This window comes from Chryseobacterium rhizoplanae (assembly GCF_900182655.1).
GTDB classification, from domain to species: Bacteria; Bacteroidota; Bacteroidia; order Flavobacteriales; family Weeksellaceae; genus Chryseobacterium; species Chryseobacterium rhizoplanae.
The window spans coordinates 1091672-1113850 of the sequence record NZ_FXTC01000001.1; the positions used below are offsets into that span (position 1 = coordinate 1091672).

16 protein-coding genes are annotated in these 22179 nt (G+C 37.6%); 14 read left to right on the top strand and 2 right to left on the bottom strand.

The genetic code is table 11. The features are described from left to right. Nucleotides 1-18: 18 nt before the first annotated feature. The 4 genes from bioD (at nucleotide 19) to FN817_RS04820 (ending at nucleotide 5763) form a co-directional block, all read left to right on the top strand. Nucleotides 19-633: a dethiobiotin synthase gene (gene bioD / locus FN817_RS04805; RefSeq protein ID WP_142716946.1), complete on the top strand. Its 615-nt coding sequence runs from the start codon at nucleotides 19-21 to the stop codon at nucleotides 631-633. Beyond that, nucleotides 633-1616: a biotin synthase BioB gene (gene bioB, locus FN817_RS04810; protein ID WP_142716947.1), complete on the top strand. Its 984-nt coding sequence runs from the start codon at nucleotides 633-635 to the stop codon at nucleotides 1614-1616. The genes bioD and bioB overlap by 1 nt, the downstream gene beginning before the upstream one ends. A gap of 386 nt (nucleotides 1617-2002) precedes the next feature. Beyond that, entirely contained in the window at nucleotides 2003-3295 is a 1293-nt protein-coding gene (gene bioA, locus FN817_RS04815) for an adenosylmethionine--8-amino-7-oxononanoate transaminase (RefSeq protein WP_142716948.1), read from the top strand. A gap of 755 nt (nucleotides 3296-4050) precedes the next feature. Next, nucleotides 4051-5763, top strand: coding sequence for an RICIN domain-containing protein (locus FN817_RS04820; RefSeq protein WP_047423001.1), 1713 nt, complete (start codon nucleotides 4051-4053; stop codon nucleotides 5761-5763). Nucleotides 5764-5969: 206 nt separating this feature from the next. Here FN817_RS04820 and FN817_RS04825 read toward each other — a convergent pair whose 3' ends face one another. Next, entirely contained in the window at nucleotides 5970-6284 is a 315-nt protein-coding gene (locus tag FN817_RS04825; RefSeq protein ID WP_047423003.1) for a winged helix-turn-helix transcriptional regulator, read from the bottom strand. A gap of 92 nt (nucleotides 6285-6376) precedes the next feature. Between FN817_RS04825 and FN817_RS04830 the strand changes: the two genes are divergently transcribed. Further along, a complete protein-coding gene (locus FN817_RS04830) occupies nucleotides 6377-7147 on the top strand; it encodes an MBL fold metallo-hydrolase (RefSeq protein ID WP_142716949.1) in 771 nt (256 codons plus the stop codon). 259 nt (nucleotides 7148-7406) lie between these two features. On the opposite strand, the gene FN817_RS04835 is transcribed toward FN817_RS04830, so the two are convergent. Continuing rightward, the gene (locus FN817_RS04835) at nucleotides 7407-8612 is read right to left on the bottom strand and encodes a CynX/NimT family MFS transporter (RefSeq protein WP_228451474.1); all 1206 of its coding nucleotides are present in this window, start codon (nucleotides 8610-8612) and stop codon (nucleotides 7407-7409) included. Between the two features lie 71 nt (nucleotides 8613-8683). On the opposite strand from FN817_RS04835, the gene FN817_RS04840 reads away from it, so the two are divergent. The 9 genes from FN817_RS04840 (at nucleotide 8684) to FN817_RS04880 (ending at nucleotide 21904) form a co-directional block, all read left to right on the top strand. Continuing rightward, nucleotides 8684-9466, top strand: coding sequence for a helix-turn-helix domain-containing protein (locus FN817_RS04840; RefSeq protein WP_142716950.1), 783 nt, complete (start codon nucleotides 8684-8686; stop codon nucleotides 9464-9466). Nucleotides 9467-10046: 580 nt separating this feature from the next. After that, nucleotides 10047-10655 (top strand): hypothetical protein, encoded by a 609-nt coding sequence (locus FN817_RS04845; RefSeq protein WP_142716951.1) that lies wholly within the window; start codon nucleotides 10047-10049, stop codon nucleotides 10653-10655. Between the two features lie 85 nt (nucleotides 10656-10740). Then, the gene (locus tag FN817_RS04850; protein ID WP_142716952.1) at nucleotides 10741-11916 is read left to right on the top strand and encodes an MFS transporter; all 1176 of its coding nucleotides are present in this window, start codon (nucleotides 10741-10743) and stop codon (nucleotides 11914-11916) included. Nucleotides 11917-11920: 4 nt separating this feature from the next. Further along, the gene (locus FN817_RS04855) at nucleotides 11921-12685 is read left to right on the top strand and encodes a siderophore-interacting protein (protein WP_142716953.1); all 765 of its coding nucleotides are present in this window, start codon (nucleotides 11921-11923) and stop codon (nucleotides 12683-12685) included. A 65-nt stretch (nucleotides 12686-12750) separates the two neighbouring features. Next, complete coding sequence (locus FN817_RS04860; RefSeq protein WP_047423014.1) at nucleotides 12751-13320, top strand: Crp/Fnr family transcriptional regulator; 570 nt, start codon at nucleotides 12751-12753, stop codon at nucleotides 13318-13320. Between the two features lie 134 nt (nucleotides 13321-13454). Beyond that, nucleotides 13455-13817, top strand: coding sequence for a hypothetical protein (locus FN817_RS04865; RefSeq protein WP_142716954.1), 363 nt, complete (start codon nucleotides 13455-13457; stop codon nucleotides 13815-13817). A 262-nt stretch (nucleotides 13818-14079) separates the two neighbouring features. Beyond that, nucleotides 14080-18417 carry a CusA/CzcA family heavy metal efflux RND transporter gene (locus FN817_RS04870; RefSeq protein ID WP_142716955.1) on the top strand — a complete coding sequence of 1446 codons (4338 nt, stop codon included), beginning with the start codon at nucleotides 14080-14082 and terminating at the stop codon, nucleotides 18415-18417. Nucleotides 18418-18424: 7 nt separating this feature from the next. After that, on the top strand, nucleotides 18425-19576 hold the full coding sequence (locus FN817_RS04875) for an efflux RND transporter periplasmic adaptor subunit (RefSeq protein WP_142716956.1): 1152 nt from the start codon (nucleotides 18425-18427) through the stop codon (nucleotides 19574-19576). 522 nt (nucleotides 19577-20098) lie between these two features. Next, on the top strand, nucleotides 20099-21904 hold the full coding sequence (locus FN817_RS04880) for a hypothetical protein (RefSeq protein WP_142716957.1): 1806 nt from the start codon (nucleotides 20099-20101) through the stop codon (nucleotides 21902-21904). Nucleotides 21905-22179: the final 275 nt, after the last annotated feature.

The window sequence follows — 22179 nt, forward strand, 5'->3', positions numbered from 1 at the left end:
CAAATCCCAAATCAAAGCATGCAATTATTTATAACAGGAATAGGAACCGAAATAGGAAAAACAGTTTGTTCAGCTGTTTTGGTCCAGCATTTTAAAACAGAATACTGGAAACCGATACAGTCCGGAGACCTTCATTACACGGACAGTCATAAAATTGAAGCATGGACAGATACCAGCTTTTGTCATCCGGAAACGTATCGTTTACAGCTGGCAGCTTCACCACATCAGTCTGCAGGAGAAGAAAATATCACCATTAATCTGAATGATTTTCAACTCCCCAAAACAGCAAACCCACTGATCGTAGAAGGTGCAGGAGGCCTTATGGTACCCATTTCAGACACAACATTTATGATCGACCTGATTGAAGAATTAAACCTTCCGGCAGCATTGGTCGTAAGAAACTATCTGGGCTGCATCAATCATAGTTTACTCTCAATCTTAGCCTTACAACAGAGAGAAATACCGTTGGAATATTTAATTCTTAACGGAGATTTCCCGAAAGATACAGAAAGAGTGATCTGCAGTTTTATTGAAAAAGAAACAAAAATTATAAGAATTCCAGAGATCAATCATACCGATAAGGAATCAATACAAAATGCTGCAAAGCAATTAACAATAACAAAAATAGGATAATGGATACTAAAACAACATTGAGAAACAACTGGACCAAAGAAGAAATTGAGGAAATTTATCATTTACCTCTGATGGAACTTATTTATAAAGCAGCAACGGTACACCGCGAATGGCATGATCCTTCTGAAGTACAGATTTCAACACTATTATCCATCAAAACAGGTGGATGCCCTGAAGACTGCTCCTACTGCGGACAGGCAGCACGTTATCACACCAATATCAAAGTGCAGGCTTTATTACCCACAGAAACCGTAATTGCACACGCTCAGAAAGCAAAAGATTCCGGTTCATCAAGATTCTGTATGGCAGCAGCCTGGCGTGAAGTTCGTAATAACCGTGATTTTGACAGAGTAATTGATATGGTAAAAGGCGTAAATGACCTTGGTCTTGAAGTCTGCTGTACGTTAGGAATGCTTACGGAAGAACAGGCTTTAAGATTACAGGAAGCAGGATTGTATGCTTACAATCACAACCTTGATACATCTGAGCAGTATTATGAGGAGATCATTTCTACCAGAACTTTTGACAATAGAATTAATACGATCAACAACGTAAGAAAAGCAGGAATCACAGTATGTTCCGGAGGAATTATCGGACTTGGTGAAACCCACAGAGACAGAATTTCAATGCTTCTGACGCTGGCAACAATGCCCAAACACCCGGAATCCGTTCCTATCAATGCATTAGCAAGAGTCGCTGGAACACCATTAGAAGATAATGAAAAAGTCGATACCTGGGAAATGGTAAGAATGATCGCTACCGCAAGAATTGTAATGCCATCCTCTATGGTAAGGCTAAGTGCCGGACGTATAGAAATGTCAGAAACAGAACAGGCATGGTGCTTTATGGCAGGAGCTAATTCTATTTTTACGGGAGAAAGAGAAACCTTATTGGTAACGCCTAATCCCGGAGTTTCTGAAGATATGCAGATGCTGCAGACATTAGGACTGAAACCTATGATGAAAAAAGAAACATGCTGTTAGTAAATTATAAATGATAAATAATGAGTGATGAGTTGGATCATTAGTATTATCACTTTTATTACAAAATTGGTTTTAGAATACTTTAATCTGATATAGGTTGGAAACGCAAAGACGCAAAAAATGTAATAAGTAATATTTTAAGGCGCAAGGGTTTTATCTCCGATAAAACTGATTATGTACAAGTGATACTGTCAACGACTTAATAAGCGTTGTACTTGCTGAAAATCTCATATTGAGCGAAGTCGAAATATTCTTGCGTCCTTAAATCCCACGCAATCTATGATAAAACTTTGCGCCTTTGCGATCAATCCAACATGTAACATATTATATTCAACTAAATTATTGTTAAATCCATCTCCATCACTCATTACTTTTTAGATCAATATATGAATACAACAACAAAAGAAATCAGTCTGCAAGAGAGAGATAAAACAGTCAACTGGCATCCTTATACCCAGATGAAAACCGCTGATGATGCCATTCCTATTGTAAAAGGAAAAGGGATTTATCTTTATGATACCGAAGGAAAAAAATACCTGGATGTTGTTTCATCCTGGTGGGTTACCCTGCATGGACATTCTCATCCTTATATTGCACAGCGTGTTTTTGAGCAGTTAAACACACTGGAACAGGTGATCTTTGCCGGCTTTACTCACGAACCGGCTGTAAAGCTTTCAGAGAATTTATTACAGCTTCTTCCTGCCAGCCAGGAAAAGGTTTTTTATTCTGATAATGGTTCTACAGCGGTAGAAGTTGCTTTAAAAATGTGTATTCAATATGCATACAATCAGGAAAAAAAGAAGACGAAAATTCTTGCTTTTAAAAATGCTTATCACGGAGATACTTTCGGAGCGATGTCTGTAAGTGGAAAAAGCTTCTGGACAAGACCTTTTGAAAGCATGTTGTTTGAAGTCGTTTTTATTGATACACCCAATCCTGAAAACCTGGAAACCCTGCAGTCACAGATTAAAGAACTGGCAGATGAAGTAGCTTGTTTCATCTATGAACCATTGGTTCAGGGTGCGGCTGGAATGCTGATGTATGATGCTGAAGATCTTAGCCAGCTCATGAAATTCTGCCGGGAGGAAGGTATTCTTATGGTTCAGGATGAAGTTTTTACAGGATTTGGAAGAACAGGTAAGATTTTCGCAGCTGATTATCTTACGGAAAAGCCTGACATTATGTGTTTTTCAAAAGGTTTAACGGGAGGCACGATGCCCATGGGAATCACCACCTGTTCCAATGAAATTTACAATGCTTTTCTATCGGATGACCGTTATAAAACCTTATTTCACGGGCATTCATTTACAGCTAATCCTTTAGCCTGTACAGCTGCTCTTGCCAGTATGGAACTCCTATTGACAAACGAAACTCAAATGAATATCAACCGCATCACTCATCAACATTCAGAGTTTGCAAAAGCACTTGCTTTTCATCCTCATGTAGAAAAGGTTCGTCAGATCGGGACTATTTTAGCTTTCGATTTTAAAACCGGGAATGGTACTTCTTATTTCAATGAAATAGGGAAGAAACTATACAATGAATTCTTACAGAGAGGGATTATTATGAGGCCGCTGGGAAATGTAATCTATCTGGTTCCACCTTATTGCATTACATCCGAAGAATTAGATTTTGTATATCAGAATATTAGGGAAGTTCTGGATCAGTTTAGAGATTAAACGATCCCTTCAAGTAATAATTTTTAATTTTTTTTAAACCTTATAGATTCTAAGATCTATAAGGTTTTTAATATATAACACTCTAACAATCTGTATATTAAAATCAAAACATTTAATCAGAGTGTTTTAGTGAATTTATAAATGAATTGTTATTGTTTTTTTAAATTTTTGAGGTTATAATGCAACCTGCAAGCCTGAAATTTTCAGAGTGTGAGTTCAAATGTATAGTGAAATTTTAGAAAAATAAATAGTCATCACATCATTTTTCATAAACCCCTAAACGAAAATTTATGATAAGGTTCTTCATTTTTTCTTACTACAAAAAGCATTATAACTATTTATTATCAATTCTATTTATGATATTTATTTTTTTATATTAATTTCATAAAAATATTGCTTTATATTTAATAATATGTTTATTTTTATCACAAACTAACAATTACAATTGGTAATGATTCGGATTTTCATAATATCATATTTATACATATGGAAAATCCAAAAAAAAAGAGAAAGAAAACTTTCAGTTCTGAAATGGAATAGAAACGATTCCACTGTTCTGCAAAATCTGAAAGCAAAGAACAAAGTAGCGAAGATCAACACATAATCATGTTGAGCGATTGCTACATTATTGCAACATTACCTTACCGTCCAATTAAGATTAAAAATATCCGACACTCCTACACAGGATAGGGAGTCAAATAATTGATGGCTAAAAGTAAAATTGATAATCACTCTTTAATATTAATATTTAAACTATGAAAACAAACAAAATGTGGCTACTGGCCTTTCTGTTAATCATTCTTTCCAGCTGTTCTACGATGGAAGAAAAAGTTTTTTCAGAAGAATCTGAAACTAACCTGAATGCCAGTGCAAGAGCATTGGCAGCAACACCAATGCTGCATGTCGGAGGTAGAAACCTCCAGGACCCTTGTGGCAATAATGTTCTCTTACATGGTGTTGCCATAACACCCAGCCCTTGGTTTAACGGATGTCAATATGGTGCCAATTCAGGCTATTGTACCTGGGACAATTACAATGTTCAGGGAGCCCTGAACTATAACAAAGCTGTCATGAACAAGCTCAGCAACGCTGCCGATGGCTGGTATCTCAATTATATTCGTCTTCACATTGATCCGTATTGGACCAATGATCCCGGACCAGCTATCCCTGAGAACGATATCTCAAGATTCAATTATAACCGCCTGGTTACTTATACAGATCAGGTGATTATTCCACTAATCAACCATGCCCGCAGCCTGGGAATGTATGTCATCCTGCGTCCGCCAGGGGTATGTCCGAGCCGTATTGCCGTGAACGATGCCTATCATAGTTATCTTAAAACCGTATGGACCTTTTTGTCACAACACCCGGGCTTAAAGAATGCTGACAACGTAATGTTCGAATTAGCGAATGAACCTGTTGAAATCCTGGGAACAAATGGTACATGGGGATCTACGGGGAACGAGCACTTTGCAGCACTTAAAAACTTCTTCCAGCCTTTAGTCAATATTATCCGTAATAACGGAGCTAATAATGTTTGCTGGATACCGGGTACAGGATGGCAATCGCATTATCAGGGCTATGTCAATAACCAGATCACAGGGGGAAATATTGGCTATGCTGTTCACATTTATCCGGGTTACTGGGGTGGTGTCAACAACTATCAATCCTTTCAAAATGCATGGAATATCAATGTTAAACCAATCGCAGACATTGCTCCGATTGCCATTACCGAGACCGACTGGGCACCTCAGGGATATGGTACCTTCGGTGTTGCTACAACCGGTACGGCAGGTGGAAGCGGATTTGGTGCAAACTTAAAATATATTGTGGATCAGTCGGGCAATGTGAGCTGGAACCTCCTTGCCCCTGATGATCTGCTTCACAAGGGAGACCCTAATGCAGGAACAGCCTTCAACAACGACTGGGAGGCCTGCGCCGCCCCAAGCAAACAGTGGTTTCAGCAATATGCATCCTCCAATTATCCCGTTGGAAACTGTAACACAACCAGCAGCCTTGTCAATAATGGCATTTACGAGATTGAATTTCAGACTGATGCCAATAAAGTACTTGATTTAAAATCAGGTGAGGATGCCAATGGCGCAGTGTTAAGACCATGGACAAGAAATGGTGCTAATGCACAGCGTTGGGTTGCCATTGATGCTGGCAATGGTTACTGGCGTTTTGTATCCAAAGCGAGTGCGTCTAACCGTTGTATTGACCTGACAAGCAACAGCAATACACTGGGAACGTCAATCCGCCTTTGGCAGAACTATAGTAATGACGCACAGGCATGGCAGGTAGTTGCCGTCTCCAATGGTTATTACAAAATTCTTTCAAAGGTTGATGCATCACGTGGCTGGGATATTCCAAGCTGTACCATGGACGGCAATTCTAACTTACAGCTTTGGGATTATTATGGCACATCCTGCCAACTGTTCAAGTTCAAATTTATAGCAATGAACTAAACATCTCAGAAAGATGTAATAAATGTGACTTTATTTTCTAAAATTTTTATATTATTTCGCGGTAAGGACTACTTACCGCGATTTTTTTAAACAAAAAACTAAAGTTTCACTCTATAAGAAATTCATTTCAGCAACTTGCCATTTCTCCTGATCGTATGCTTTTGAACTGTAAATCATATATAAATTGACAATTTAATAAGCTGTTTTTATGCCAATCCGTTTCCCCATGAATGAAGTTCAGAAAGAATAGGCCCCAGCTTTTGACCTCTTTCTGTCAGTTTATAATAAACTTCCGGTGGAAAATTATGCACTTCAGTCCGTTCAATAATAAGATCTTTTTCCAGCTGTTTCAACTGTTCTGCAAGTACTTTCTTGGAAACCCTGGGCATATTCCGCCAAAGCTCCACAAAACGCACCCGATCTTCTTCAAAGAGGTTTTGTAGAATTAACGGTTTCCATTTACCAGAAAGGATATTCAGACTTCGTCTTAATCCACAGTTTTTAAATTCTTCAAAATTCATAAATCAGTTGAATATTTATGGTTAACCTTTTGGTAACCTTCGATTGTTTTACCGTGATCAGGTAATAACTTTGTTCAACAAAAATACCCAAAATGAAATTACAATTGTGGCGTAACGCAACATTACTACTGAATATTGATGGAGTTTCTATTCTGATAGATCCCATGCTCGGAGACAAAGGTTCCAGAGGAAAAATGCCAATGACAGACAGCGAATTACTCAATCCTCTCGTAGACCTGCCTTTTAATAAAGAAGAATTAAATAAAAAATTAAAAAGCGTAGATGCGGTTGCTGTAACCCATCTTCACCCTGATCATTGGGACGCTGCTGCTATTGAACTTCTTGATAAAAATATTCCGGTTATCTGCCCGGGTGTCATTTCGGAACAAATTGCAGGACAAGGTTTCAAAAACATTATTACGATTAATAATGATCCGGTTCAATTCAAAAATATTGAGATATCAACCACAAAAGGACAGCATGGAACCGGAGAAATCGGAGAAAAAATGGGAATAGTGAATGGATTTGTATTTAAAACAGAAAATAAATCAGTATACATCGCTGGAGATACTATCTGGTATGATGAAATTGCTCAGGAAATTGCTCAGCATCAGCCACAACACATCATTGTAGCAGGAGGAGCCGCTACTTTTTCCGTAGGAGATCCCATTATTATGACCAGTGAAGACATTCTGAAAGTCTGTGAATATGCTCCGGAGTCTACTGTTTGGGTAACTCATCTTGAAACCTTAAGCCATTGCAGGGAAGACAGAAAATTTATTAAGGAAAAAATCAATAAAAACCGCCTAGAGAAGAGATGCTTTGTACTTGATAATGGTGAAGAAGCTGAATTAAAATTTTAAGCGACTATATATAATTTTACACCATTGTCATTGACTACGTCGAATCTTCGATTTCTGACGAAGGAAGAATCTCATGTAAACTGGATTCTTCATTTCACTGCGTTACATCCAGAATGACAGAGTCATAATAATGAGATAGCAGCAGTAATGTAAAATTATGTATAACTACTAAATTTTAATTAATAAAACTGTTTGAAAAATCAAAAAAATTAAGGATAGAAAGCAATAATTAATTGATTTCTATCCTTTAAACGTATGACTAATCTTCTACATATTTATTTCTCGCAGCCTTCATTCCGAAATGGAGCATTAACAGTACCGCAGAACTCAATAAATAAAATGAGCTGTTCCAGGAAACATCCCAATCATGCAATTTTCCAAATAACGGAGGACCAAATGCAGCAATCAGATATCCAACAGACTGTGCCATTCCGGAAATCTTAACAGCATTGATGCTGCTTTTCGTTCTCGTAGAAAAAAACAGAATAGATAAACTGAAAGACAAACCGTTGGAAATTCCTATGATCACGGCATTCACATAAATCCACTGAGATTTCAGGAACACAAACATCATCGTACTTCCGAACATCAGAGTGCATATAAAAAGAATCATCAGCCTCTGATCTTTCATCTTGCTGGCAATAATCGGGCAACAGAATGTCACAGGAATCATCGTAATCTGAATCACAAAGAAAACCCATCCGGAACTTTCTCCCTGCATATTAAAATCTGCAAGAAATGAAGGCAACCAGGTCACCAGACAGTAATAAAATAAAGACTGCAGGCCCATAAAAATACTGATATTCCATGCCTGAGCGGATTTGAACATATTAAAACCAGAAGTAGTGAGTGCAATTTTAGGAAGATTTTGATTTCTTTTATTAAAGATAAATTCCAATGTTAAAACAAGAAAACCTAATGCTGCAATAATAAGCCAGATTCCTAAAGAACCTTTCCATCCAAAACCCGTCAGTTCCCCGATCTTTACACTAAAACCAGAAGCCAAAGCTGCCGTAAGATTCATGGATACTGCAAAAATCCCCGTCATAAGGCCAATCTGATTCGGAAAATTATTTTTAACATATCCAGGAGTAACCACATTTCCAATGCATATCCCTAAACCAATGAATACAGAACCTAAAAACAACAGCCAAAGGGATCCGCTGATACGTAGAAATAAGCCAAAACTTAAAATAATCAGGGAATACATCAGAAGTTTACTAATTCCGAACTTATTAGAAAATCTACTCACCAATACTGAGCAGGCCGCAAACATAAACAGTGGAATAGAGGTAAGCAGACTTACCTGAAAATTATCCAGTTTCAATGCCTCTCTTATTTCACCCAATACAGGAGCTACTGCCACAATCGGAGAGCGCAGGTTACTGGAAATTAATATAACTACCAGAACGTTAATGATTAACAAAACATACGAAGCATTCTTTTTTACTTCATTCTTCATCATGATAAAAACTTTTCTGCAAAATTAGTATAGTAATTTTGTTTAATTTTGCCAAAGTTTTAACCTAAAACGACATGAACGCTAACGACAATATAAAAATAGATGATCTTGAGAAACCTTATTTTGTATGGTTTGAAGAAAACTGGGTTCATGATGATGTTCTTCACCATCACAAGAAAGGCCAGCTTGTATATGTGGAAAGCGGTTTTCAGTACATCACCATTGATGAAAAAATTTATCTGCTTCCACAAAATCATGCGGTGTGGATTCCTCCAAATGCGGTTCATAAAACCAATTCACATTCTGAAAAGATCAAACTAATGATCATGTTTGCTGATATCAGGACAAAAAAAACTTTTTATAATGAAATCAATGTATTTTCTGTTCCCCCGGTTTTAAAAGAAATGATAAAATATGCAGAAAAATGGTCTAAGCAAACGGTTTCAGATGATAATGAAAACCTATTTCTGAAAGCATTGTTCAACGAACTTCCACAATTTGTGGAGCATTCATTAACTCTTCATATCAGTCTTCCAAAAGATCAGCGCCTTACAAAAGTTATTGAGCATCTTCATCATCACTATCGGGAAGAAATTAAGATGGAAGATCTCAGCGATACAGCCCTTTTGTCTTTCCGTACACTGGAACGTATTTTCAAAAAAGAAACCGGGCTCACCTTAAGTAAATACCAGCAGATGCTTCGTATCATTAAAAGTCTGGAGTTTCTGAGTGCCGGTCATCTTACCATTTCAGAAACAGCTTATGAAGTAGGGTATAGGAGTGTACAGGCTTATACCAGAAGCTTTCTGTCTGTGATGCAGTTCAGACCTACAGATTTTGTTAAAACAATTCAATAGCCGTTTAAAGCAACTACAGAGCTGGTCGAAATACCGTAAAAAAGAGAGTTATTGAGATCTTAAAACTTTAAGTATTCCTTTATATAAAAGTAACTGACTCGTTTAAAAAATAGAATAATTCACATTTTACATCATTTTCCACTTCAGTAGTCAATATTCAATTATGATATTATTGAAAACAAAAAGGTCTCCACGAATGGAGACCTTAAAAAAACACAAATGATGAAAAAAAATTATTTCGATTCACAAATATAAACAAAAATCATATTATGCAAAACATCATAAGCTCATTTTTTTTAAAAATTATTTATTTTAAGTAAAAATAATTATTCTCTAAACGATTTTAGTTTTGTTTAGGATTCCGGAATTCTTTACATAAAAAACATATCCTGCTAAATATAATTCGCGCCCTGATGAATTGTATGCCGTTTTTTAGCCTCAACAGAAAAATTGCAAAAAGTGAATTATTATAAAAATAAAGCTTCTTTAACACAGTATCTAAACAAATGTTTAACTTTTTTGTGACTCTACTCATAAAATTCTATAAGATTTTTACAGTAATTTCTCCAAAACATACAGCATGAGTCCAAAAAAATTTAAGGGAGTTCCTAAACAAAGATTCGGAGGTTTTCATGATACGGAAACCAGAAAACTATTTGATCAGGAATCCATGTCGTTGAAATTTGAAACATTAAAAGAACGGTTTTTCTCAGTCAATAAGTGGCAAAGCTATTGTGGGGACGCATTTGCAGCATTCAAACTCTACGATTTCAGCGGCCATCCGGTGGACCGTGAACCCCAGAAAGGAGATTTTATCAGAATTGATATTCCGGGACCGGGAGAGCCTGAGGCCAAAGGATATGATTGGGTAGAGATTACAGATATCTGTTTTTATGAGAACAGTTTTGCTGAATGCATAACAATGACCTGCAGACCGTCCAGAAATCCGGAAGACAAAAAAAATCGCCATATTGCTCATTTTTACAGCTCCGGATCAACCTCTACTTTTATGATATCAAAAAGTCCTGGTCATTTAAAAGCCGCAGTGTATGGACGAAATGAAAGACCCAATCTGAATGCTGGGTTCCTTGATGTCATCAGAAATCTTGTTATCGCTGCCGGAGGAATAATGGGAACCGCTAAAATACAATGGAAACAGCTTACCGACGGTTTTTTAGATTTTGAATAACAATTTTCTGCCTTTTTTGATCTAGATCAAAGTTTAGTATTTGTTGTACAGGGACCTTTGCACCCGAATATTTTAAACAAAATTTATGAGTACAACATTAGAAAAAGGGCAGACTATTAATTTCTATCAGGCGACTGCTCCTATTATCATTTCGGTATTCGGGGTTTATCTTACGATAGGAATTGCCTTGGGAGTACTTCCCGGGTTTGTCCAGAACACACTAGGCTTTGACAGCATTATTGTGGGGCTTGTTATTGGTCTCCAGTCGTTGTCAACACTTTTAACCCGCGCATATTCCGGAAAAATTACAGATACCAGAGGAGCCAAGAAAAGTAAAATGTCCGGTGTGGTATCAGCTGTTATTGCCGGGATTGTTTATGTACTGGCAGTGCTGTTTCAGGCTCATCCGCTGACGGCACTTATCTTTCTGCTACTGGCAAGAATCATTCATGGTGTTGGCGAAAGCTTTCTGGTTACCGGAGCATTAACATGGGGAATAGGACTTGCAGGACACTCTAACTCCGGAAAAGTAATGACCTGGAACGGTATTGCTATGTATGCGGGAATTGCCATAGGAGCTCCTTTAAGTATCTGGTTGAGTAGGGAATACAACATCATGTCTGCTTTTATGCTCATAGCTTTGCTTCCGTTTGTAAGCTCGCTTTCTACTACAAAACTTCCTTCTATTCCTGTAGATAAAGATCATGTACGAACGCCTTTTTATAAGGTGATCGGTGCGATATCAGGCCAGGGGCTGAGCCTTGCTTTTTCATCAATGGCTTTTGGATGTATTGCTTCTTTTATTGCATTATTTTTCTCACAAAAGAATTGGGGGGATGCATCACTTGCTTTTATGATTTTCGGAATATGTTATGTTCTTACCCGGATTTTCTTTGCTTCATTTCCGGATAAATACGGAGGTTTTAAGATTGCTTTGATCTCTCTGATTATTGAAGTGGCAGGGCAGCTGCTGATCTGGACGTCTGCCTCCAAAACACTGGCCATTATCGGATGTGGATTAACCGGGGTTGGATTTTCATTGATTTTTCCGGCTCTGGGAGTTCTTGCCATTCGAAAAGTAAAACCACAAATGAGAGGAACAGCATTGGGAGCATATGTTGCTTTTGTTGATCTTTCGTTAGGATTAGCAGGACCCATTGCCGGACTGATCGCCGGTTGGTTCAATTATCAGACAGTCTATCTTTTCGGAGGCATTAGCTGTATTGTATCTATGATCATTCTATTATGTAATAAAAAATAAAAAAATGGAAAATTCTATAATCACTCAAGCAGAGAAAACGAAAAAAATACGTTCCGCATTTATCGTTAAAAATAAACAATATCTCACTCCACATCTTATCCGTGTAGCATTTGAAATTGATGAAAATCAGGCTAAAATGCTGGCTAATGTACGGTCTGGTTCTAATAATAAAATATTTATTCCAACTGAAGAGGGAAGCGCTCCTTTAATCAGAACATATACCAACAGAAAAATTGATCTGGAAAACCGGGAATTAAGTATAGATTTTGTTGCCCATGGTGATAACGGACCTGCTTCTGCCTGGGCGTTACAGGCGAATCCGGGTGATTCATTGGAAATCGGAATGAAAGAAAGCACAAGACCTTTAGTTCCTGATGCCGATTTTTATCTGCTGGCAGGAGATGCAACAGCATTGCCCGTTATTTGCGCTATTGCAGAGCAGTTTCCTCCTTATATATCAGCAAAAATACTATTAGAGGTGGCAGGCAAGGAAGATGAACTTATTTTGTGTTCCGCAGCAGATACATCCGTCGAATGGCTTCATAATCCTCATCCGGAAGAGGGAAGCCGGCTTTCAGAAGCTGTAAAATCGGTTCAGTTTCCACCCGGAGTTTTGAAAGAATATGTGTATATCGCTGCAGAATATTCAACAGTACATGAACTTCGTACTTATTTTAAAACAACCCTGCAATGGGATCCTCATGCAATATATGCATGTTCTTATTGGAGAGCAGGACAACCGGAAGGGAAATCATCTGAAAGCACTTAAGAAGCTGGAACCGCAGTAAATTTTAACATATTTATTACTACATTTGCTGCGACTGATTTAAATAAATGGAAGACGTATTAGTTTCATATATTAAAAGCAAAATATCAATAACAGACGAAGAATTGAAGGTTATTCTTTCTTATTTCAAACCTGTCAAATTAAAAAAGAACGAGCTTCTCGTTACCAATGTTCATTCTCCCAAAAAAACATTCTTTGTTGTAAAAGGCTGTTTACGGATATTTTACATTAATAAGGAGGGACAGGATTCTACAAGATATTTTGCTTTTGAAAATCAGTTTGCTACAGCGCTTCATACCTTTATTACTTCGGAACCTTCTGATGAACTTCTCCAGGCTGTGGAAGATTCGGAGGTATACTATATTACCCATCAGGATTTTTATCATTTATTAGACATTATCCCACAATGGGAAAAATTTTACCGAATTTATATTGAAATTGCCTGTATTGCTAACACCAAAAGGCTAATGTCTTTTATGGTGCAGGACGCTCTTGAAAAATACAAACAGTTACTGGAAGAAAACCCAATTATTGTACGCCGGCTTTCTAATAAAATGGTAGCTTCCTATCTAAATATTTCTCAGGAAACCCTAAGCAGGTTGAAGTCAAAACTATGATTTTTTTGTTTGACAAATCTAACATGATCAGGAATGACTATTCTTTATTTAAACCATTTTTAAACTAGCTAAAATTATCAAAAAATTAATACCAGAGCCTGTTCAGGAAAAATTTAAGCCCTATATTTGCACTCATGTTAAAATGGTTCTCCATATTATGCTCGATGATGTATGTGCTGGCTACCACCAATGCGGGGGAAGTACTGAAGGTACCTATGTTTGTGGAACATTTTATGGAATACCAAGGAAGCTTATCAGAATTTGTCATGGAACATTATGATAATCACAAACAGGATTCTGACTGGGATACTGATCAGAAGCTGCCATTTATCAATCCTCCCATCGTACTGACTGTACATGCCCAGCTTCCGGAATTGACTTTTGAAATAAAAAAGCCTAAAGAAATTACTGTTTCCAAGAAAAACAGCATCTATAAGGAAAAAGATTTCTCCAATCATTATCTTTCCCAGATTTTCCAGCCTCCACGGCTTTCATAATTGATTTTACACTGACATGCTTTAGCCTTAAAGCAGTCTATTTATTATTACATCAATTTAACCTGTTGTGCATTATAACACTGTTTATGATGTCTTTACTAAATTTTGTTGTAAATTTTTCATGATGATAAGTTTACAACAAAGCACATGAGTATCAGGCAGATATTCTTATTTGCGGGTATAATGTCTTCTGTGATCGTACAAATAAAGACTTCAGCAGCTTTTATAAGACACTCCGGGCTATCAATTAATAGTTTTTTCCATGTTAAATAAAATTATTGAGTTTTCTGTAAAGAATAAACTCATCATTGCTCTGTTTACAGTGGGGCTTGTTCTTTTTGGGGTCTATGAAACCACCAAACTTCCCATAGATGCTCAGCCGGACATCACAAATAATCAGGTCCAGATCATTACCACAGCGCCTTCATATGGCGCGGCAGATATAGAACGTCTTGTTACATTTCCTATCGAACAGGCTACAAGTAACATCAGCGGAATTACCGAACTTAGAAGTTTCTCACGTTTCGGACTTTCATTAGTAACGGTAGTTTTTGATGACAAGACAGATGTCTATTGGGCTCGTCAACAGGTTCAGGAACGTTTACAGCTTGTTCAGGACAACATTCCTGCGGGAATCGGTAAACCGGAATTAGGCCCTATTTCCACAGGATTGGGGGAAATTTTCCAATATGTCATAAGAGCAAAAAAAGGATATGAAAATGTCTATGATGAAACTGAACTCAGAACCATCCAGGACTGGGTGGTCAGAAGGCAGCTTCTGGGAACTAAAGGTGTGGCGGATGTCAGCAGCTTCGGAGGAAAACTGAAGCAATATGAAATTGCCATTAATCCAAACAAACTTCAGGCATTCAATATCAATATCAACGATGTTTTTGGAGCATTGGAGAAAAATAACCAAAATACCGGAGGCGCCTATATTGAGAAAAAAGAAACGGTTCTGTTTATCCGCAGTGAAGGGCTTCTGGGAACTACGGATGATATCGGGAGTATTCAGGTGGCGGAAACCAAAGAAGGTATTCCGGTGCATATTAAAGATGTTGCTTCTGTGAAAATAGGGTATGCGACAAGGTATGGTGCCATGACCTATAATGATACCGGAGAAGTATCCGGAGCTATTGTACTGATGCTGAAAGGGGAGAATGCCAATGTAGTGATTGGGAATATTAAAGAAAGACTGGAAAAAATTCAGGAATCACTACCTGAAGGCGTTGTCATTGAACCTTTCCTTGACCGTGCAAAAATGGTAAATAACACCATCAGTACAGTAAAAACAAACCTGATGGAAGGAGCTTTGATTGTTGTTTTCATTCTGGTTTTATTCTTAGGAAACTTCAGAGCGGGATTATTAGTAGCTTCTGTAATTCCTTTAGCCATGCTTTTCGCAATCATCATGATGAATATTTTTGGGGTAGGAGGAAATCTGATGAGCCTTGGAGCACTTGATTTCGGACTTATTGTAGACGGAGCCGTCATCATTGTGGAAGCGGTACTGCATCAGCTGGCCCACAAAAAGCATTTCGGAAAAGACAATATGCTCAGCAAAAAAGAAATGGATGACCAGGTTTCCGGTTCCGCTACCAAAATGGTGAACAGTGCGGTTTTCGGGCAGATCATTATCTTAATTGTATATCTTCCGATTTTTACACTTCAGGGAATTGAGGGGAAAATGTTTAAACCAATGGCTCAAACTGTTGCTTTTGCACTGATTGGAGCATTTATTCTTTCCCTTACTTATATTCCTATGATGAGTTCTCTGGTACTGAGCAGAAAAAAGAAGGAAAAAGAAAATATTTCAGACCGCGTAATGGGTAAAGTGGAAACAGGTCACCAGAAATTCCTGATAAAAGCCCTTAAAAATAGAAAAACCATTATTCTGGGAGTATTTGTACTGTTTGTTGGTGCTGTTTTTACCCTTTCCAGAATGGGTGGAGAATTCATTCCATCTTTGGAAGAAGGTGATTTTGCGGTTGAAATGAGAATCCTTCAGGGAAGCAATATCAACGAAAGCAAAAAAGCAACCACCCAGGCAGCCAACATCCTTTTAACCCAGTTTCCGGAAATACAAAAGGTGGTCATGAAGATTGGTAGTGCAGAAATTCCTACAGAACCAATGCCCATGGATTCCGGGGATATGATCATTGTTTTAAAACCTAAAAAGGAATGGACTTCCGCCAAAACATTCCCGGAGCTTTCCAACAAAATGAGTAAAGCACTGAGCGTTATTCCGGGATTGACCACCAGCTTCCAGTTTCCGGTACAAATGCGTTTCAATGAATTAATGACCGGAGCGAGACAGGATGTGGTATGCAAAATCTATGGGGAAGATCTGGACAGCCTTGCTGCTTACGCAAAAAAGATGGGAAGCATTATCAATACGGTAAAAGGTGCCCAGGATCTTTATATAGAGCCCGTTGTAGGAGCTCCACAGGTTGTGATTGATTATAACCGTTCAGAACTGTCCCGCTATAATATTTCTGTAGCAGATATCAACAGGGTTATCAATATGGCTTTTGCAGGGCAGACGGCAGGCGCTTTATATGAAGGAGAAAAGAAGTTTGACATTGTTGTCCGAATGGATAATGAACATAAAAAAGACATCACCAGTATTCAGAATCTATTAATTCCTACTTCATCAGGAGAGCAGATTCCATTGTCACAATTGGCAAAAGTTGAGCTTAAAAACAGTCCGAACCAGATCCAGAGAGAAGATACCAAAAGAAGAATTATCGTAGGGTTTAACGTAAGAGGAAGAGATGTTCAGAGTATAGTGGAAGAGCTTCAGCAAAAGGCTGCTAAAAGCCTGAAATTATCACCTGGCTATACCGTTTCTTATGGAGGAGCCTTTGAAAATTTAAATAAAGCCAAAGCCAGACTTGGAGTAGCTGTGCCGATTTCATTAGTGATGATCTTCCTGCTGTTGTTCTTTGCTTTCGGTTCTGTAAAACACAGCTTACTGATCTATACTGCCATTCCATTGTCAGCCATTGGAGGTGTTTATTTCCTGGCGTTGAGAGGAATGCCTTTCAGTATCAGTGCGGGGGTAGGATTTATCGCTTTATTCGGAGTTGCAGTACTTAACGGAATAGTTTTGATATCAGAGTTTAACCGATTGAAAAAGAACGGAATAACCAATACCAACAGAATTGTACTGATAGGCACAAAAATCAGGCTTCGTCCCGTTTTAATGACCGCTTTTGTTGCTTCGTTAGGATTCCTTCCTATGGCAGTCAGCAACGGTGCCGGAGCAGAAGTACAGCGACCTTTGGCCACCGTTGTTATTGGTGGATTGATGCTTGCTACACTTCTCACTCTTTTTGTACTTCCTATTCTCTATGTTTTGTTCGAAAATATTAATAAAGATAAAATGAAATTCTCTAAAAAAACCAATTATAAAAAACTGTCAATTTTCTTACTGCTGATCTCTTTCAAAAGTTTTCAGGCTCAGGAAAACATTACTTACGACCAGGCTTTGGAAAAGGCCTATCAGCAAAACGGCATCCTTAAAAACTCAAAATTAGTATCAGATTATCAGGAAAAACTCAAGGGCAGTTATCTGGATATTCCGCAGTTGGAAGTTACAGGAGGATTTGGACAGATTCAGGGAGAAGAAACCGATAATTCATTCGGAATTTCTCAAAGATTCAGTTTTCCTACGGTATATTCAAAAAGAAAGCAGATGCTGGATGCAGAATGGTCCGCGAGTATCATTAATCAAAACCTTACCAAAACACAGCTTACCAAAGAGGTTACAGACGTTTTTTACAGAATATTGGTGCTTCAGGAAAAGAAAAAAGTATTGGAATACATCAGCCAGATGTACAATAATTTTGCTGACAAGGCCGGACTAAGATTAAAAAAAGGAGAAGCCAATATTCTGGAAGAATCAACCGCAGAAATCCAGAAAGAACAGGTAAAAATACAGCTGAACAGTCTTGAAAATGATCTGAATATGGCAAAACTCCAGCTTCAGTTATTGCTTCAGTCAGAAACTCCTTACCAGCCGGTTGCTGATCAACCGATAATGAATATCGGGCTTCAGATTTCCGAGGAAATGGTAAAACAACATCCTGAACTTCAATATCTGCAGCAACAGATCAAAGTAGGAGAGGCCGAAGTGCAGCTGGAAAAAAGTAAACTTCTTCCGGATCTTCTTGTTGGATACACCAATCAGAGCATGAAAAACATCAATAACAACCGTTTCAATTCAGTGCAGGTAGGTGTAGGAATTCCATTGTTTACAAAAGGACAAAGAGCTTTGGCAAAGGCGGCACAGGCAAAAATTGCCATCTCTGAAAATCAATTCCAAAGAAAAGAAATTGAACTTAAAAACAGATTGAAACAGCAGCTGAATAATTATATGAACCAACAGAGAATTATTGAAAATTATGAACAAAAACAGCTTCTAAAATCTGAGACTATTTTAAAGACAGCCCAGAAACAGATGGAAGTAGGAGAAATTGATTATCTGGATTGGGTAATATTGGTGAACCAGGCCGTAAAAACGAAGGCAGATTATATCGATCAGCTGGAAAAACTGAATCAAATCGGTGCCGAACTTAATTTCTTAATTTCAAAATAACAACGTCATGCATTTCAAGAATATATCAATATACAGCCTTATCCTAATCCTTACTTTATCTTCATGTTCAGGGAAAAAAGAAGAAGAAAAAACGGTTTACGAAAACACAAAATTTACCAAAAACAATGAAAATTCGGTACATCTTACGGAAAAACAAGTTCAGTCTGTAGGAATTACCATCACATCCATTCAGAACAGGAATATGGAAAAGCTGGTAAGACTGAACGGAAAAGCAGAAATTGCGCCTTCCCACATCAGTTCGGTTTCCAGTATTATGGGCGGACACATCAAGTCTATTAACGTAATTAACGGAAGTCATTTCAACAAAGGGCAGGTTCTTGCTGTTGTAGAAGATCCGCAGTTTATACAGCTTCAGCAGGATTATCTGGTGACAAAAGCACAACTTGAAGCGGCAAGACTGAACTTTAACCGTCAGAAAGACCTTAATACGAGCAAAGCCAGCAGTGATAAGACGATGCAGACCGCTCAGGCAGATTATGCTACCCTGAATGCTACTTTAAGAGGGCTTGAAGAAAAGCTGAGAATCATCGGAATCAATGCCAAAGGTCTACATACCGGGAATATCAGAAGTAAGATCAATATTTACGCTCCGTTTAGCGGTTTTGTAAGTAAGATTCTTGTGAATAACGGACAATACATCAATCCGGCAGATACTTTGTTTGAACTGATCAACCCGGCAGGATTGCTGTTGGAGTTAAAAATCTTTGAACATGATGTGAATGACGTGAAAGTAGGTCAGGAAATTTTAGTGTACAACAATCAGAATCCGGATGTGAAATCCAACGCCAGAATCGTCAGTGTAGTTCCAAGTATTGAAAATGGAGGATCAGCAACGGCAATTGCTAAGTTGTCTTCGGTAAATTCTGAATTTGTAAAAGGAATGTATATCAATGCTGAAGTTAATATCAGCAGCCGTTACACACAAGGCCTTCCGAACGAGGCGGTAGTTTCTTTTGAAAATAAAAATTATGTTTTTGAAGATCTCGGAAAATTCAATTACAAAATGATTCCAGTAGCAACCGGAATTTCAGATGATCAATTTACTGAGATTGTAAAAGCAGATGCTTTAAAGGATAAGAAAATTGTACAGAAAGGAGCGTACAGCCTTCTGATGATGCTTAAAAACAAAGCAGAATAATTTAAGCTAAGGTTTTTTATTCAGTTTATATAACCACAAAAGGCACAAAAGCTTTCATTTTAAAACACTTTAGTTATAGTAAGTTTAAAATATTAACGTAAATAAGTTCACATAAGACGAAAATCAAAGATTTTCATAAAACTTAGGTGTACTTATGATACATAAAGCTAACTCTTAAAAAACTGAAATGTTCAAAACTTTTGTGCCTTTTGTGGTTAAAATAAAACATATACGAAAAGATCAGTCAGCCGGCTGATTTTTTTACCTTTAAAAGAATAAATACAAAGCATTCATAATCAAGCCTTTATCAGTGACAAGGTCGCATCTCTTTGCTTCCTCAAAATATGCATTTTAGTCATGTTACTTTGCATTAAAAATTACAAAAACATGACATTTGACATGTTTTAAGCATTGAGAAATGTTATTTAACGCATAATTCATTTTAAAATAATATATTTAAGAAGTGAATAGTTTTTAAAGGATTTTTTAGATGAATAAGAAAAGAACTTTTATCGAAAATTTATGACAAAAAAACCTTTGCACAATTTCCATATTCCGGTAATGGGACTGGCTTACACTATAGACAGCCCGATCCGTGTTGCACAATATGGAATTTCTTCTGTGATCTCTATCATTGATGATGAAATCCTTGAAAAGATGAAAAACTTTTATAACAAAAAGTTTAATCTTGACTATTTTGGGATCTCAACAAAAACAGACGATTACAGGGCAAGAAGAGTTACTGCCTATCTGGATATGGTGGATGATATCGTGAATGAAAAATTTGAATCTTTCAAACAGGAAATCAGCAAAAATACAGAGGCATTAAAAGACTTCATGGCCATACTTCCGAATACTTCGGACCTTAAAACCGGCCTTCAGAATCTTATCAATCAAAAAGATAACTGGAGCTCCAATATCAAAAACTTCATAGAGTCCAACCTGAAACCAGGAAGCATTGACGTCAATATCATGACGAAAGTGGATAAGGACAATTATCAGAACAATGAGCAGCTTCCGGTAATGTATAATGATGCCCATGCTTCACTGCGCGGATTTGCCAAAAGCAAACTGTCCTCATCAATGGTTCTTTCTGCAGGAATGAATCCTCGTCTGTACAGCTATATGGAAGAATTTGAAGACTTTTATCCGGATGAAAACGGAAATATCAAAAAGAAAATAATCCTTAAAGTAAGTGATTTCCGTTCAGCAATGATCCAGGGAAATTTTCTGGCTAAAAAAGGATTGTGGGTCTCAGAATACAGAATAGAATCCGGCTTGAACTGCGGAGGACATGCTTTTGCAACCGAAGGATTACTTCTCGGACCGATCATGGAGGAATTCAAGCAAAAGAAAAATGATCTGGTACAGTCGGCACATACCTTAATGACAGCCGCTTTGGAACAAAAAGGAAAGCCTGGGGTTTCTGAACCTTTAGAAATGAAAATTACCGTTCAGGGCGGAGTAGGAACTTCCGAAGAGCATGAGTTTCTATTGGCCCATTACAATGTAGACAGTGTAGGATGGGGCTCTCCGTTTTTACTGGTGCCGGAAGCAACCTCTGTAGACACAGAAACCAGAAATCTGCTTGTGAAATCAAAAGAACAGGATCTGTATCTGAGTAATATTTCGCCTCTGGGAGTACCTTTCAACACGGTAAAAGGAACCTCTAATGAAATATTGAAATATGAAAAAGAGGGCAAAGGCAAATACGGCAGTTCATGTCCGAAAAAGCTTCTGGCATTAAGCAAAGAATTCTCTCCTGAAGGAACCTGTACCGCTTCTAAAAAATATCAGGACATCAAACTGAAAGAATTGTATGCAGACCGTGAAGCCTTAACAGAAAAGGAATTCGATAAAAGAAAATCTCAGATTACCGATAAAGCCTGTCTGTGTGTAGGACTTGTAAATGCTGCCTATATGGAGCAGAATATTGAAATCAAAGGTGAAAAGCAAGGTGTTGTGATATGTCCCGGACCCAATATTGCCTTTTTTGACAAGGAAGTTTCGCTTTCAGACATGGTAAAACATATTTATGGAAACACCAATATTCTTTCCCATACCCAGCGTCCGAATATGTTTATCAACGAACTGAAAATGTATGTGGAGTATCTGAGAAAGGAAATCACATCATCAGTACAGATTACCCATGCCCAAACAAAAAAATGGAATACTTTTAAGAAAAATATACTTGAAGGAATAGAATATTATCATGATCTTTTTAAAGGATCATCATTCTTCGGCAACGGATTATCAACCATCAACCTGCAATTACAGGAATATAAACTTCAGCTTACTGCTATTGAGGTTCCGCAGGTTGAAAAATAACCGTATTTTTTAATTGATAGATAATAAAAACAGCTTTCAACGCGGAGGCTGTTTTTGTTTTTTTGAGTTGTTCTGTTGGGGAAATATAAATGCAGGCAATCAAATATTTCCAACAAAGCATATATTTTTTTGCGGTACACAATTTTATCGGAGATAAAAACCCCTGCGCCTTAAAAGGATATTACAGATAAACAGTTCTTACGCCTTCGCGTTTTTCCAACTCCTAATCAATTTCATAAAAATGTTATTGTTGGAACATCGCAAAGGCGCAAAGG

Coding starts and splice junctions, on each gene's coding strand:
- FN817_RS04825 (WP_047423003.1), bottom strand. CDS start 6,284: ATGAATTTTGAAGAATTTAAAAACTGTGGATTAAGACGAAGTCTGAAT.
- FN817_RS04830 (WP_142716949.1), top strand. CDS start 6,377: ATGAAATTACAATTGTGGCGTAACGCAACATTACTACTGAATATTGAT.
- FN817_RS04875 (WP_142716956.1), top strand. CDS start 18,425: ATGCATTTCAAGAATATATCAATATACAGCCTTATCCTAATCCTTACT.
- FN817_RS04865 (WP_142716954.1), top strand. CDS start 13,455: ATGTTAAAATGGTTCTCCATATTATGCTCGATGATGTATGTGCTGGCT.
- FN817_RS04860 (WP_047423014.1), top strand. CDS start 12,751: ATGGAAGACGTATTAGTTTCATATATTAAAAGCAAAATATCAATAACA.
- FN817_RS04840 (WP_142716950.1), top strand. CDS start 8,684: ATGAACGCTAACGACAATATAAAAATAGATGATCTTGAGAAACCTTAT.
- FN817_RS04850 (WP_142716952.1), top strand. CDS start 10,741: ATGAGTACAACATTAGAAAAAGGGCAGACTATTAATTTCTATCAGGCG.
- bioB (WP_142716947.1), top strand. CDS start 633: ATGGATACTAAAACAACATTGAGAAACAACTGGACCAAAGAAGAAATT.
- FN817_RS04855 (WP_142716953.1), top strand. CDS start 11,921: ATGGAAAATTCTATAATCACTCAAGCAGAGAAAACGAAAAAAATACGT.
- FN817_RS04845 (WP_142716951.1), top strand. CDS start 10,047: ATGAGTCCAAAAAAATTTAAGGGAGTTCCTAAACAAAGATTCGGAGGT.
- bioA (WP_142716948.1), top strand. CDS start 2,003: ATGAATACAACAACAAAAGAAATCAGTCTGCAAGAGAGAGATAAAACA.
- bioD (WP_142716946.1), top strand. CDS start 19: ATGCAATTATTTATAACAGGAATAGGAACCGAAATAGGAAAAACAGTT.
- FN817_RS04820 (WP_047423001.1), top strand. CDS start 4,051: ATGAAAACAAACAAAATGTGGCTACTGGCCTTTCTGTTAATCATTCTT.
- FN817_RS04870 (WP_142716955.1), top strand. CDS start 14,080: ATGTTAAATAAAATTATTGAGTTTTCTGTAAAGAATAAACTCATCATT.
- FN817_RS04880 (WP_142716957.1), top strand. CDS start 20,099: ATGACAAAAAAACCTTTGCACAATTTCCATATTCCGGTAATGGGACTG.
- FN817_RS04835 (WP_228451474.1), bottom strand. CDS start 8,612: ATGATGAAGAATGAAGTAAAAAAGAATGCTTCGTATGTTTTGTTAATC.